This is a genomic window from bacterium (assembly GCA_016700035.1).
In the GTDB taxonomy this organism is placed as follows: domain Bacteria; phylum Patescibacteriota; class Saccharimonadia; order CAILAD01.
The window spans coordinates 297,523-312,682 of the sequence record CP064998.1; the positions used below are offsets into that span (position 1 = coordinate 297,523).

A 15,160-nucleotide genomic window follows, 5' to 3' on the forward strand; every position below is an offset into this window, starting at 1 on the left:
TTATGAATAAAAAAGCAATTTATGTTACTCGTGAGGGAATAGAAAAATTACGAGCCGAGCTTGATGATTTGGTTAATGTGCAACGTAAGAAGATAGCCACCTCTTTAAAGGAAGCCAAGGAGTTTGGTGATCTATCTGAGAACGCAAGCTGGGATGATGCTAAGGAGCGCCAAGCTTTTATTGAGGGGCGAATTGCTGAGATTGAAAATATCCTAAAGAATGTTGTAGCCATCGAAAAAGGTAATGCTAATAAAGTTGACGTCGGCTCAACGGTGCATGTTGAACTAGAAAGTGGCACCCAAGAGTTTCAGATTGTTGGATCGACCGAAGCTGATCCTACGGCTGGCAAGATTTCAAATGAAAGTCCGATTGGCAAAGCTCTACTCGGGAAAAAACCTGGTGACGAGGTAGAGGTGGAAGTTCCGGCTGGCATAATCGTATATAAGATTCAAAAAATTAGCTAATAAAATAGAATCATTTAGGATTAAGGCCACTCTAAGCGGAACAGAGTGGCTTTTTTTTAGGGTAGATATAATAGAAAACTGGTAAGATAGTAAGGATATGGATAATCAGACTTCAAAATATTGGCTTAATACAATTTTAGACAAAATTACTGCTCGTAAGTCGAGCGGTAGGATTTTAGTGGCTTCGGGCATTACTCCATCTGGGCCCTATCACGTGGGTCATGCACGCGAGATTCTAACTGCTGAGGCCATACGTCGCGGATTGGAGGGGCAGAACCGAGAAGCCTTACATATCCATAATGTTGACGACTCGGATGTTCTACGCAAGCGCTATCCGTATTTACCGGAGTCTTTTGAAAAAGAGGTGGGTAAGCCAGTCTATTTAGTCCCTGCACCAGATGGCAGTACTGGTAGCTATGCTGATTATTATTTCTCGGAGTATGCTAGTGCAGCAAAAAAGCTGGAGATACCGATGGAGATCTGGCGCTCGCACGAGGAGTATCAGCGTGGCGTGTTTGCCGATGCGATTATTACTGCACTGACTCGGCGCGATGAGATTGCTAAGATTTTAGAAGTTGTTTCTCAACGTGAAGTCGCTAGAGATTGGCAACCGATTCAGATTCTAGACATCACTACTAATAACTTACGAACGGCTGAGTTTTTAGGCTTTGATGCGGGTACTTATATGGTGGAGTATCGCGCTTCGGATGGTGCTATCCATCAGGCTGATGTTCGGACGGGCGCCGTGAAGTTGGATTGGCGTGTGGATTGGCCGGCGCGTTGGGCTATTTTAGGTGTGGATGTGGAAGGTTTCGGTAAAGAACACGCTACTAAGGGTGGTAGTTATGATACCGGAGCAGCTATTGTGCGTGAGATATTTGATGCTGAGCCACCAATTCCGGTGCCATTCAATCCGATTAACCTAAAGGGAGACAATCAGAAAATGAGCTCTTCTTTGGGGAATTTAGTGACAATTGGTGATGCTCTTAAGGTTATACCTCCTGATATTTTGCGCTACTTTGTCTTTAAGAGCTTACCGCAGAAAGTCTTAGCCTTTGATACTGGAGTTGGTATGGCGCAATTAATTGACGAGTATGCTACAACTGAGATGGCAGTACGTGCTGGAGAGCCAACCGTCTTTCGTGAGGCTTGGGAGATATCGGTTTTAGATCAGAGTCATGCCACAGTTTCGACAGTACCTTTTACGCACCTGGCCACCGTCTATCAGGCGGCTCAAGGTGATAATGAAAGGGTGTTGGAGCTATTAACTAAGACCGGGCACGCTCAAGCCGTACGAGAAGATGCTACCGTAATTGAGCGCGAGCTGGAATATGTGGCGGCCTGGTTAGAAAAGTTTGCACCAGAGTCAATTAAGTTCACTGTTTTAGAGACTACCCCCAAGTTGGATTTGAGTGTATCTCAGCAGGATTTCTTGAGTGGCTTAGTTGAGCGACTTAATCAAGTTGCCTGGGAGGGAGATGTCTTACAGGCCACAATCTTTGCTGTGGCTCAGGCGGTCGAATTGCAGCCCAAGCAGGCCTTTTCAACTCTATACGAAGCGTTTATTGGCAAAACTGCTGGACCAAAGCTAGGGCCATTTTTAGTTAGCCTGGAAAAAGATTTTGTTTTGGCTCGACTGAGAGATTTACTCTAGGGTGGTATAATATAAGTATATGTTAGCTCCCGCCTATATTCGAGAAAATACTGATGAGGTGCGTACTGTAATTGCGCGTCGTGGCATGAACGTTGATTTGGATCGATGGCTGAAATTAGATGTCCGTCGAGCCGAGCTTATTCCGCTTGTCGATACAGCTCGCTCCAAACTCAAGCTAGATGGTAAGCCAACTGAAGAGCAACTTATTCAGCTTCAGAAAGATAAGCAAGATCTGGCTCGTCATGAAGAGGAGCTTAAGTATATTGAAGCCGAGTGGCAACGACTACTAGAAGATATTCCAAATTTAATTGCCGACGGCACTCCAGAAGGAGGTGAAGATGCTAGCGTGGAGATCCGTACCGGCGGAACTAAGCCAGTTTTTAGTTTTCCGCCAAAGGACCACCTGGCATTGAATGAAAAACTTAACTTTATCGACTTCGAGCTTGGCGCAAAAGTAGCCGGTAGCCGATTTTATTATTTACGCGATAAAGGGGTGCGTCTATGGGATGCTGTGCAGGCTTTAGCTAAGGCAGAATTGCATCAGCGCGGTTTTGAGCTTTTGTATGTGCCGCATATGGTAAATTCTCGGGTAGCTGCAGGTACTGGGTTTTTACCGCGTGGCGAGGAGCGGCAAATTTATCAGGCGGAAGGTGAGGATCTAAATATGATTGCTACCGCTGAGCTGCCCCTCACCGGCTTTGCTATGGATGAGGTAATTGATGTGACTGCGCCTCTATTGCTTTCGGCATCTTCACCTTGCTACCGTTTGGAAGCTGGGGCCTATGGCAAATTTTCTAAGGGGCTTTATCGAGTGCATCAGTTTGAAAAGTTGGAAATGTATATTTATTGCCAACCAAATGAGAGCGAACGGCTTTTAGAAGAAATTCTAGCTATAGAGGAAGCGCTGTGTGAGCGTTTAGAGATTCCGTACCATGTTATCCGTATTCCCGATGGTGACTTGTCGGCGCCGGCCTATAAAAAGTATGATCTTGAATATTGGAGTCCAGTCGATGAGAGTTATCGTGAGTTGACGAGTTGTAGTAATTGTACGGATTATCAGGCTCGCCGACTCAATATTCGTTATCGGTCAGCAGACGGTACACTGGTCCACCCACACACCTTAAATGGCACGGCGGTTACTTCGAGCCGAACCTTGATTGCGCTTTTGGAGAATCATCAAACCGAAGATGGGCGAGTCCGCCTACCTTCAGCTTTAGCAAGTTATTATGGGGAGGAATACTTATGATGAAATATACTATTGCTGCACGTAAGCTTGAGGTGGATCGCGAGCTAACGGGCTACATTGAGCGTAAAATTGCCAAATTAGACCGTTATTTTCCCAGACAACATCGGCCAGTTGGTGTGAGTATTGAGTTGCATCGTGATGAGTCCGCCACACCTGACAGGCGGTATGTTGTGTCGGCTCGTATAGAGGTTCAGGGTCCAGATATATTTGCTGAAACAGCGACCATCAATCCGCATAGTGCGATTGATATTTTAGAGGCTAAGCTTAAGGAGCAGATTCGTAAATACAAAGCAAAGCATGCACCAAAAAGAGTGACTCTAAAGCGCAGCAGAATATTGGAATCAGAATAAAACTTCATATGAATTTAAGGGGGTTCACAGGTTGTATCTGGTACAATAGAAAGGTTAGCTATGGCGATTAATCTAAAAACACTTTTTGGCGATCCAAATGCGCGTGAAATTAAAAAAGCACGAGTACGTGTGGATCGTATTAACACACTCGATTCTGAGATCCAAAAACTTTCCGATAAGGCACTGCGGTCTGAAACAGATAAGTTTAAGCAACAACTTCAAGATGGTAAGAGTTTAGATGGTATTTTGGAGCGAGCTTTTGCTGTGGTACGCGAAGCTAGTGCACGCGTTATTAACCAAAAACACTTTGATGTGCAATTAGTTGGTGGAATTGTGTTGCACGAGGGTAAGATTGCTGAGATGCGCACCGGTGAGGGTAAAACTTTGGTTGCTACAGCCCCATTGTATCTGAACGCCTTGAAGGGTGAAGGTGCGCATTTGGTTACCGTCAATGATTATTTGGCTCGGATTGGCGCTGGTTGGATGGGGCAAGTTTATCATTTTCTTGGCTTGTCCTGCGGGGTGATTATGCATGATGCCGCCTATCTTTATGACCCTGAGTATACCGATGATCAGCACGCCGACGAGCGCTTACGACACTTGCGCCCAGTTACGCGCAAGGAAGCGTATGGGGCTGATATTACCTATGGCACAAATAACGAATTTGGCTTTGATTATTTGCGCGATAATATGGTTCAACACGTTGATCAGATGGTGCAGCGTAGCTTGAACTTTGTAATTGTTGATGAGGTTGACTCAATTTTAATTGATGAGGCTCGTACACCATTGATTATTTCCCAGGCTAATGCCAAGCCAACCGATCGGTACTATACTTTTGCTAAAATTGCTCAGTCGCTCAAGCGGGATGAAGATTATACTGTTGATGAAAAACAGCGCGCCGTTAGCTTGTCGGAAAAAGGAATTACTAGAATTGAAAAGGCTTTGGGGGTTGATAATGTCTATGAGGCCGGACGGATTGAGGATGTACATCACATCGAGTCGGCTTTAAAGGCCGAGGCTATTTTTCAGAAAGAGAAAGATTATGTTGTTACTCCTGATGGCGAGATTGTAATTGTAGACGAGTTTACTGGGCGTCTTTTACCTGGTCGACGCTACAGCGAAGGCTTACATCAGGCTATTGAAGCCAAAGAAGGTGTGACTATTCAGCAGGAAAGCCAAACCTTAGCCACTATTTCTTTCCAGAATTTATTCCGTTTATATGACAAGCTGGCTGGTATGACTGGTACGGCTGCTACTGAAGCTGAGGAGTTTGGCAAGATCTACAAGCTGGATGTCACCACTATTCCCACCCATCGCCCAATGGTCCGTCAAGATATGCCAGACCGGATTTATAAAACGCTAGTTGGTAAATTTCAGGCTGTGGTTGAGGATGTGCGAGAGCGTCATGAGAAAGGTCAGCCAGTACTCTTGGGTACGGTATCAATTGAGAAGAACGAACTGCTGAGCCGAATGCTAACTAAGGCTGGGGTGCCACATCGAGTTTTAAATGCTAAAAATAATGAGGCGGAAGCAGAGATCGTGGCATCTGCCGGTCAGCCAGGGGCGGTTACTTTGGCAACTAATATTGCCGGTCGAGGAACTGATATTGTGCTGGGTGAAGGTGTTAATGACCTGGGTGGGTTGCATGTAATCGGTACCGAACGTCATGAGTCGCGACGAATTGATAATCAGTTGCGTGGGCGGGCTGGACGACAGGGCGATGCTGGCTCGAGCCAATTTTATGTTTCGTTAGAAGATGATCTAATGCGGATTTTTGGGAGTGAAAAGCTTGCTTCGATGATGGGGGCTTTGGGTCTACCGGAGGATACGCCGATAGAAAATCGGATGGTTTCGCGTTCTTTGGAGTCGGCCCAGAAGAAAGTTGAAGGTCATAACTTTGATACGCGCAAGCATTTGGTTGACTATGACGACGTGATGAACCAGCATCGTGAGATTATTTATGCTCGTCGCCGACGCGTACTCAAGCAAGACTCACTCAAAGATGACATTTTACCGTTGTTTGACGCGGAGTTTCAGGCGCTTTTAGAGTCTCATACCGACCCACAAACTGAAATTTTAAATATTACTACGCTTGCCGAAGCGGTGCGTGATGTTATTCATTTGCCGAAAGACTGGGAGAAATCAGTTGAGAGTCGTGATAAAGAGGCTCTAGCAACGGAGTTTATGGGGATAACCAAAGATCTATATCGTTCGCGCGAGATGGAATTTGGCGATGAGGGTGTGATGGTGATTGAGCGTTTAGTGAACCTCAAGACGATTGATACGGCCTGGCTGGAACATCTGGAAGCAATGGATCATTTGCGTGACGGCATTGGCTTGCGTGGCTATGGGCAACGTGATCCGCTGGTTGAATATAAAGCTGAAGCTTTTCGAATGTTTAAGATTTTGACACGTCGAATTGATTCAGAGATAGTCCATACCTTATTTAAGGTACGAGTTGATATTACGGCTCAACCTGAAGATGAGGCAATCGAAACCGAAATTACTCAGGGAGCACAGCAGGCTGTGACGTCTGGACCAACTGAATCTGGTAAGGTGTCACGACAAAAAGCCCTCAGAGATTCGGAGCGTTCTGGGCGTGAAGTGGGGCCAATTCGGCGGACGGCATCAATTACTAAAAAGAAGTCTAAAAAGAAGAAGAAGCGACGCTAGACTTTATTTAACTTAAGCTTTCTTGCTATCATAAGTAGTATGGTAGAAAAACAAGGCCCTAATATTGGCGACGCCACACCAGAAGGTGTTGGGAAACTAGCTCGTGAACTGCGCGAGATTGAGCAAAAGATGCAAAGAGCCTTTGATGAGCGCGAGTGGGCGATTGAAGATCCGGATATTGATCGAGGTAATGCTTCGCTGGAGCGGGCTGATACAGACTTAGAACGCTTGAAGAGTGAGCGGAGTCGTGTTTTAAACGAAATGGCCGGTCGGTTTGAGGGCCAGAGTGGTGATGAGCCCCTAATACCGGTTAAAGATGGAACCACTCGGCCAGAAGTTCAGCCAACACTAACTACCAAGCCCGAAATTAGCCCCGATGACCCCTATCGCTTTGCCGGCCGACCAACTGATGAGATAAAGCGTAGCTTGCGTGGAATGAAGGGCTGGCGCGGTGTTGAGACACGAGTTAATCGTCGATTTGGTGATTCGTTGGGTGGTAGTGTGGCGCCAGCAGAGATTTTTCTTAATGAGTTAGCACGCGAAGTAAAAGATGGGATGAGGCCTGTTACGCGGTCGCTGTGGTCCGAATATTATGATCGCTATAATCCAGACGGTACGGTGAATCCCGAGCCAGCTAAAAAGCAACCAAAAAATAATTCAGATAAATATCAGCCACAGGCTCAAGCTAAAAAAGCTCAAACTAAGACGCAAGGAACAAAAACTACTCAGCGAGTTAGGTATTTTGACCCAGATGATCACGATCCAGCCGATGAAGCCGAACGGTATAATGTGCCACCTGAAGAGTGGAGGCAATCAACTCACGACGAGGTCTTGCACGGTGGTAGTGAAAGTGGTTATGATGAGGACGATATATTAGATAGGAGAGACAAAATGCGATCATCTGGAGGAACTGGACCTGAAACTGGAACTGAACCTGAACCTGACTCAGAGACAAGAGATCCGATGCGCCATCTCGACAGTGATTTAAGTGGTGACTTGCGTGATATCCTGGAAGGGCGCAGTGGTGGTGAAGAGCAAAGGCGTGCGCTAGAAGATAATGACACTGAGGCTTTCTATGGTGCACCACCTAGCCCGATTGCCAATGAAACTGACCGTATTATTGATGAGAATGATACCGAAGCTTATTATTCAACTTCACGTGGCACGCAGACAACTAGAACTGGAGCGTCAGGTGTGCAGACTAATTTTGATCGACCCACTCCACCAACCCCAGCTGGTAATACCGAAGCCCAGCCTCAGCCCATGAGTCGGGTTGAGCGTCGGGAGTCGATTGAGAATAATTATGAGTTCGAAATTGGTGGCGTGACGTTTAAAAATGGTGAAATAGTTGATTATACGGAAGCCGATGGCGATAAGGCTCGACATATGGTAATTCAGAAGATTGGCGAAAATCCACCCAACTTAAAACTACTTAATTTGGAAACTGGTACAGAATTTGCTATTAGCGAGCAGAGTATTTCGCGTATTGAAAAGCTGCAAGATGCTGGTGGCAGGCCGCCTGAAGATGATGATGACGATGGTGAAGGTAGAAGGCGTGAAGGTGGAGAGCCATACCAGCGTGGAAGCTACATTGATGGAGTACCGAAGGTCCCTGCTCCAGGTGAGGTTTTAGCTCTTGCTGAAGGGGCACGCTTAAATGTTGACGCACAAATTCAGGCAGTAGCTCAGGCCAAGGAGCAGCGGGAAAAATTCTTTGGTCGTAATGAGCCTGATCAGGCAGGGCTGGATTCTGCTAACCAAGGCCTAGAGAATGCTTATGCGCAGTATATGGATAATTGGTCGGCTGTATTGGCGGACTATCGTGGAGTTGAAAACGACTTAAATGATTATAAGACAGACATGCAGGAGAAAATTACAGTATTAGATCAGTCTATTGCACGACTGGAGGCCAATACTACTCTGCCACCAGAGTTGCGTCAATATCGGATTAATATTCGTCGTGAGCGTATGCTAGAGGCTCGCGCAGCTATACAGAAGTGCGATCAGCAAATTGAAGCCCTACATCGAGGTGTGGAGAGTGTGGTGAGGCAAATTGAAATAGAAATGACGCTGGAGATGGCGCAGACTCGCTCAAAGATTGAGGCAGCCCAGTGCGCACTCAAGGTGGGTACTAAATCTGAGAAATTCCGTACTTTCTGGCGGTCTAAGAATGGTCGTCGGGCGCGTTTGGCAGTTGGTGCCGCCCTTGGTATAACTGGTGCGATGATTGCCATGACAGGTGTTGGCGCTGGGGTGGGTAGTGCTATGGTAGCTGGAGCCGGTGCTGTGATGCGCGGTACAGGTGGTTTTATGGCTACTGAAGCTGGCTGGAATATGTTGCATAATCGCCGAGCTGATAAGGCGGATTTGCGTGGCCGCCAAGATAGATGGGGTGCTCAGACGGCTAGAACACAATTTGAGGCCGGCCGTGATATGGGCTATATGACTGAACATGCCGAGGCTTTAGGGGCTGAGAATATGTCTGAAGCTGAACTGGCGGCATTTTTAGAGGCAAATGCCGGGGCGCTATATGGTGAGCGAATACTACGTGGTGCTCTAGCTGGTAATGTAGAATCATCTGCGGCGGTGGCTGGCGCATTATTGCAATCTCAGCTCGATCGCGTTAATAGTGACGCTAAGTCTAACCGTCGAGCTAAGCGAGGAGCCGCCGTGGTTGGTGTGGCGGCAGCTGCAGCACCGTTTGTTCTCAGGCATTTCCTAGATGGTCCACCAACCCATGAGCCACCAAAAGGCCCACCAAAGCCACCTACTCCAGATTCTCCATATGATCCTAATGCGGCCCGTATGAGGGGGATCTTGAGTACCGATGAGAGCGCGGCTCAGAACTGGCAAACCATGACAGATCACTATCGCACGTTAAGTCCTTCTGAGCAGGCTGTATATAAAGCTGCAGAGCAAGCCTACGATAAGGGCTACGAAGCCGCATTAAAGGGCATGCACTTGTCGCATGCTGAATTAGATAGGGTTAACTTTATATTAGGTCGAGGATCCTTTGATGTTGGTAATGAGCAGATGACGCAAATTACGCGTAGTATCGCACAGCAAGTTCAGAATGGCGCATCAACTGAGAGTATTTTAAAGCTTTACGGTATGCCGACAGATCGCTTAACTGGAGCTTGATAAGTTTTTAAGGTAAAGGAGTAAAATATGAATCCAGTACAGACAAATCAACCAGATATTTTCACCAGGCTCGGTATGGCTTCGGCTAGCGATGAGCAAAAACAACAGTTAGCCGAGCAGTTGGCAGACCTGACTATGACACGAGTTTTGAGTAAAGTAGCTGACCAAATTTCAGAAGAGCAGATGGCCGAACTGGAGCGCTTAATCGACGCCGGTGGCGATCAGGTGGATGATCGATTGCGTCAGTTAGTACCAGGTTATGATGAGCTAGTGGCCTCAACTGCTCGAGAGGTTGGCGATAAATTGGTTGCCGATCAGCAGGCTGTACTTGCTAAAATGCGTGAAAAAGCCGCTCAGCAACACTAAGAATAACCAATAAAAACATTGACCATGCTATGTATTTATGGTATGGTTCTTTTGTTATTTGTACCTGACAATCTACGACCCTACGAAGGGAAGAGCAATGAACGACAAGAGTATGAGCTGGGAGGAATTCCAGCAGGCCGATCCGGCTGAGCTGGTTGCTCAGTGTGGTGCGTTGTCGGATGCCGATTCGAACGGCACTAAGTCTGGCACTACACCTCGACGCGTCCAGCTCAAGGCTGGAACGCTGGTGGCACGCCTCATCGAGGCTGACTCAACGCTAGACGAGGCGTCGGCACTGCGAGTGCTCGAGCAGATCCTCAATGAGGGTCGGACCGAGCCACAGCAACAGCCAGTAGTCTTGCGTAGTGGCAGTCAATTCGTGCCGGCTTCGCTGGCTGATGCGGTTGATGTCTACATCGCCGGTCTGTCAGTTGAGTCGATGACTTCGGATGCCAATCTGGCTGAAGAGTCGCACGAAGGCACTTCAGAATCCAGCGATGAGCCACCGCCTTTTTACGGCGATGTGCCCACGCAGGATTTTCAGGTTCCGAATGAAGATTCGGATCACGACGAGCCGATCTACGTCGTGGAGTTGCTCGGCGATGAGCCATTGTCCTTGGACGAGCTCATCACTCAAGCCAAGCAGAGGTTGTTACCAGTAGCCAATCAGGCCTACGAATATCTGCATAACAAGCAGGAGCATGAGGCCAATGCGGTTGCTGGCGAACTAGCCAAGATGCTGTGGTACTTTGCCACCGTCATATACCGCACTGCCGGCTGGGATGACGAGCGCATCGAAGCTCAGCTCTGCAAGGGTAAGGATAGCGAAATCGTAACCGATCCCAATCGGATGCGGTTTGCTTGGTTCCAGCGGACGGCGCACGCCATGTTCCGTCAAGAGACCAAGACGCCAGAGCAGTTCTTGGCCGAGTTCAAGTTCCCAGGGCTAGCTCGACGTAAGCCAGCGCCCGCGCAGCAGCCGGATAATCAGGAGCTTCCTTCTGATGAAGATCTGGCCGATGTGGTGAGCGATACGGCTTGGGCTGATGAGGGTGATGCACTACCGCCAGCTGATGAGGCTGAGTCGGTGGTGATTGAGCCTGGCCCGATCGTTGTCGACGAAGTTGATGGGCGTCGCCGAGTTTCTAGTGGCGATATCCCTCCGCATCCGCGTCATATTGTGTATGGTGGCGGGCCGAAGCCTTCGACTGAGAGGTCGGTGCGCGAGCGGCTCGATGCTTTGCGTGATAGCTTGGCAGCCACGGTTGACGATGCGGCAACGGATGATTCCGATATTGAGACGCCGGCTAGTGACGAGTCGCCTTTGGGTGGCGCAATCGGTGGGCGAGAGCGCTCGGATGAGTCGATTCTGGCCAACCTACCGGATGAGGTGGTGCTTGCGGCCATCGATACTGTTCTGGCGGACTCCGACCCAGAGCAGTGTTGGGCCTATCGTTCACCGCTAGCGGTGCGTGAGGAGGCCGACCGGCGTCTACTTGTGGAGTATCGTCAGCTGAGTGCTGCTTGATATTTCGCTGGGGTGGGCTGGGTAATACCAACTCGCCCTATTTTTTTGTTAACAATCTTTGGCATAAGCATATTGACTTTATTAAAAACTATTGCAAAATTACTACTTTTATGCTATTATGCGTGAGTAATCGTACCTAGCCCGGGTGTCAGAGACTCCCGGCACAACAACCCCAGGAGGGGAAATGACCAATCGCACAGCAAGGACTGAGGCGGCTGAGATCGCCCTGGCCCGGCACCACCGTGCCGAGCATGACAACTTCGAGCGTCAGCTCGAAGAGGTGGGCGTCGAGATCGCCCGCTTGAACGCGGCCATCGCCGACCGGAACGACGAGCTGACCCAGGCGGCCAGCCAGACGTTCCGAACCATCCTCCGTGAGGAGGTGGCACAGTTGGAGCGCCAGCTGGCTGAGCGTGGCGCCGAGCAGCAGGACATCCTGCAGCAGCTCGGTACGCTCCGCACCACCGTGGCGAACCACGACCGTCGCCTCGGCACGCTGGAGAGCAGGACGACCTGCCTGCGCGGCGATGTCGACGGGCTGCAGGCCCATTCTGAGGCGCATGCCTCGGCGATCTCGCAGATCCAGGCTGCCAACGGCTGGATCCCGCCGGCTGCTGCTGCGGTCGCCGGCTTCATCACCTACCTCTTCATCGAGTGGGTGGTGGACGCTTGGCGCGTTGGCCAGGTGTCCACCCACATCCAGTGGGCCTGGACTCTGGCTGTCGCCGCGATCGTTGGGCTCATCACGAGCCTGCTGACGGGTGAAGGGCACATCAGTGCCCGGACTAGCTCGTCGGCATCGGCGGGAGCGGGCACCACACCCGCACTCCCACCGGCCGACCAGCCGGTTACCGCCACACAGGTGGTGGCAACACCGGCACCGGCACCGGCAGGTCAGGTGGCACCGCCACCCCCTCCCACTGGTCAGTTTCCGACCGTGCAGGCTGCAGCCGCAGCCGTCGCACAGACGAACTGACTCGCTCCTCTAGGGCCTTCGGGCCCTAGAGGAAACTCTTTCAAGTTTTATTCTGGCCTGGAGTACAAATCTCTGGTAAAGCAGAGGTAAGTTCTCAAAGTCAGAACCAGAACCTGAACATCCATGTGTCGCCGAGAGCGACACCGATCCGAAAGGAGGTGCGCCATGCGCGCACCCAAGTCACCTCAGCAGAAGTTCTTCTTTGGGCTTCTGGGGGCAGCGGCAGCACTGCTGCTAGCCTTCCCCGTCATCACGGCGATCGCCGACCCAGGTCCGCCCGATGCCGGCGCCGACCCAACCACCACCACGGTGGCTCCGGCCACGTGTGGCGCCACGCCGCACTTCTTTGCTCGCGATACCGCAGGTAACCAGTTCGGCCCTCCGGCTCCGGAGGATCCGGCCAACGTGGCAGCCACGCAGGCGGACTTCGCCGCGCGACGCTGCGCTGACGCCGCCCTATTGGTGGGTGACTCCGAGTATCTCTTCAACGAGTTCTCGGATCCCGCCATCCGCGTCCAGAAGACCATCGATTTGATGGCCAACCCGGACGCCTGGTCTCTGGCTGAACTCCGCTTCCAGGCGCGTCTCAACGAGGCCACCAAGGTGGAGATCGTCGAGATGGGTGGCCGCTATCAGACCATGGACATGGTGGACCAGGGGAGAATCATCCCTGAAATCTACCAGATCCCGGTCGAAGCCAAGCCGTTCCGCGTGATCCGCTACACGTTCCCGGACGGGTCCGTGAAGCAGTTCAAGCTGAACTGTGGGTATCAGCCGGTGGAGCAGAACTTCCCGGCCAGTGTGCCAGGATCGGGAGCTCCGCCGGCGCCGAACCAGCCGTCGCACCCGGTCAAGCCGGCAAAGCCCGGTAAGCCCGGACGGCCGACCACCACGGTGCCGACAACGGTCAAGCCCGGCAAGTGCGCCGGACAGACCGGGCCGTACTGTGGCAAGCCAGACTCCGGTCCGGAGTTCGACCCCGTCAACTCCAACCCGCAAAAGCCGACCCCGGGCTACGTGCCCGGCAACGCCGAGCGGGTGATCGACCAGCAGAACCGAGACGCGGAAGCGACTCGGAACGGCGCCGATCCCTACCGGCCGACCCAGTACGGCACACCCGGCACGGGCACTGGCTCTGGCGTCACCACGCCATCTGGTGCAACCGACGGGCCGTCTGGCACCACCACCGGTGGAAGTGCCGGGGCCTCCAACCCCGACATGAACACCAATGTCGGTGGCCAGACCAATACGGGCACAGTGGCTCCGCCTCCGTGACCGTGGCCTGAGCTTTCGGATGTTCAGGTCTTTCTAGCCCCAGGGCGCCTCGTGCGCCCTGGGGTTTTTCCTTTTATTGGGTTAAGCCAGAAATAAAAGCATAACCAAAACCATTGACAAAATACTATAATTCTGATACAATACTTAAGTCATTCACACCAGGTGTGATGGAGTTACTTAACAGCGCGAATATCGTTTCCCAACAGAAGCAAAAGTTCTTGACGACTGTAAGAAATTATCAAATAACCGTAAGCTTTTTCCGCTCAAATTTTGAGTGGTGAAAGGAGAAGCACATGAAAATTTCGGCTAAGCTCCGTTATGCTGTGCTGGCAACTGCTCTTATTGCAGTTCCGGCCGTAGCTGGTGCTACTAGTCAGGTTGCCTTAGAGGGTCGTACTGCAGTTGCTAACCAAACTGCTGGTGCTACCACCTATACAAAATCGACTAGTGCTAAAACCGATGAAGTGGTAAAAGTACAGATTTGGTACCACAACAAAGAAGAAGCCAACTCTGGTAAAGTAGCAAACAATCTTAAAGTAAAAATCGATCTCCCAACTCAAACTGGCAAAAGCCAAGTTGTTAAGGGAACCATAAGTGCTGATAACGCTAATACCGTTACCGACACTGCAAACGTCAACCTCGCTCTGGATCAGAGCCGTCTGGAATATATTCCAGGTTCCGCTCAGTGGCGCCACAACAAGGGTACCAACGAGCAGCCCAACTGGGTAACTGAATCTATCAGTGACCAAGTTGTTGGAACTGGAATTGTTCTTGAGAACGCAAAGCCTTGCTTCAACTACGAAGCCAATGTTACAGTACTTGCTCGGGTTAAAACTCCTGCAGTTTCGATCACTAAACAAGTTCGTGTACTTGGTGAAAAAGAGTGGAAGACTGAAAACACCGCCAAAGCTGGTGACACACTTGAGTACTTGATTTCCTACAAAAACGAAGGCAATACAACTCTCAAGAACGTTATCATTGCTGATAACATGCCAGCTAACGTTACCTACGTACCAGGTACTACGATGATTAAAAATGCATCAAATCCAACTGGTACAAAAGTAAACTCTGACAATATCACCAAAGGTGGTATTAATGTCGGAAATTACACCCCAGGTAGCAATGGTTTTGTATGGTTCCAGGCTAAGATTGATTCAAATCTAAAACCAGGTAACTATACCTTCAAGAACGTTGGTATTGTGAAGCCAGAAGGTATGGGTGAATACTTCAATGCAGCAAAAACTACGGTTGTTGTTGCACCGAAGCCAACTACCCCACCTACTACTCCACCTACGCCAATTACTCCAAAGCCTACAACTCCAGTAACTCCGGTAACCCCTGAGCAGCCTAGCTTGCCTCAGACTGGTATCGAAACTGGCGTAGCAGGTCTGTTGGGAACGGGTGGTCTCACCTATGCTGGTTATTTCTACCGAAAGAGCCGTAAAGGTTTGAGTACTGCGCTTAAAAACGTTGTAAAGTAACAGACT

Annotated in this window: 11 protein-coding genes; all 11 read left to right on the forward strand. The window is 50.0% G+C overall.

The window, feature by feature from the left end; translation table 11 throughout:
• Window positions 1-2: 2 nt before the first annotated feature.
• The 11 genes from greA to IPM44_01485 all read left to right on the forward strand — a co-directional run bounded on the left by greA (window position 3) and on the right by IPM44_01485 (window position 15,154).
• Window positions 3-464: a transcription elongation factor GreA gene (gene greA, locus IPM44_01435; protein ID QQS27219.1), complete on the forward strand. Its 462-nt coding sequence runs from the start codon at window positions 3-5 to the stop codon at window positions 462-464.
• 97 nt (window positions 465-561) lie between these two features.
• The gene (lysS, locus tag IPM44_01440) at window positions 562-2,118 is read left to right on the forward strand and encodes a lysine--tRNA ligase (GenBank protein ID QQS27220.1); all 1,557 of its coding nucleotides are present in this window, start codon (window positions 562-564) and stop codon (window positions 2,116-2,118) included.
• A gap of 19 nt (window positions 2,119-2,137) precedes the next feature.
• A complete protein-coding gene (gene serS, locus IPM44_01445; GenBank protein QQS27221.1) occupies window positions 2,138-3,364 on the forward strand; it encodes a serine--tRNA ligase in 1,227 nt (408 codons plus the stop codon).
• A complete protein-coding gene (gene raiA / locus IPM44_01450; GenBank protein ID QQS27222.1) occupies window positions 3,361-3,714 on the forward strand; it encodes a ribosome-associated translation inhibitor RaiA in 354 nt (117 codons plus the stop codon). Before serS ends, raiA begins: the two co-directional genes overlap by 4 nt.
• 60 nt (window positions 3,715-3,774) lie before the next feature.
• Window positions 3,775-6,387, forward strand: a complete 2,613-nt coding sequence (gene secA, locus IPM44_01455) for a preprotein translocase subunit SecA (protein QQS27223.1) — start codon at window positions 3,775-3,777, stop codon at window positions 6,385-6,387.
• Window positions 6,388-6,426: 39 nt separating this feature from the next.
• Entirely contained in the window at window positions 6,427-9,528 is a 3,102-nt protein-coding gene (locus IPM44_01460) for a hypothetical protein (protein ID QQS27224.1), read from the forward strand.
• Between the two features lie 27 nt (window positions 9,529-9,555).
• The gene (locus IPM44_01465) at window positions 9,556-9,894 is read left to right on the forward strand and encodes a hypothetical protein (protein QQS27225.1); all 339 of its coding nucleotides are present in this window, start codon (window positions 9,556-9,558) and stop codon (window positions 9,892-9,894) included.
• Between the two features lie 97 nt (window positions 9,895-9,991).
• Complete coding sequence (locus IPM44_01470; protein ID QQS27226.1) at window positions 9,992-11,422, forward strand: hypothetical protein; 1,431 nt, start codon at window positions 9,992-9,994, stop codon at window positions 11,420-11,422.
• A 184-nt stretch (window positions 11,423-11,606) separates the two neighbouring features.
• Complete coding sequence (locus IPM44_01475) at window positions 11,607-12,398, forward strand: hypothetical protein (GenBank protein QQS27227.1); 792 nt, start codon at window positions 11,607-11,609, stop codon at window positions 12,396-12,398.
• Window positions 12,399-12,563: 165 nt separating this feature from the next.
• Window positions 12,564-13,673, forward strand: a complete 1,110-nt coding sequence (locus IPM44_01480; GenBank protein QQS27228.1) for a hypothetical protein — start codon at window positions 12,564-12,566, stop codon at window positions 13,671-13,673.
• A 293-nt stretch (window positions 13,674-13,966) separates the two neighbouring features.
• The gene (locus IPM44_01485; GenBank protein ID QQS27229.1) at window positions 13,967-15,154 is read left to right on the forward strand and encodes a DUF11 domain-containing protein; all 1,188 of its coding nucleotides are present in this window, start codon (window positions 13,967-13,969) and stop codon (window positions 15,152-15,154) included.
• Window positions 15,155-15,160 lie beyond the last annotated feature (6 nt).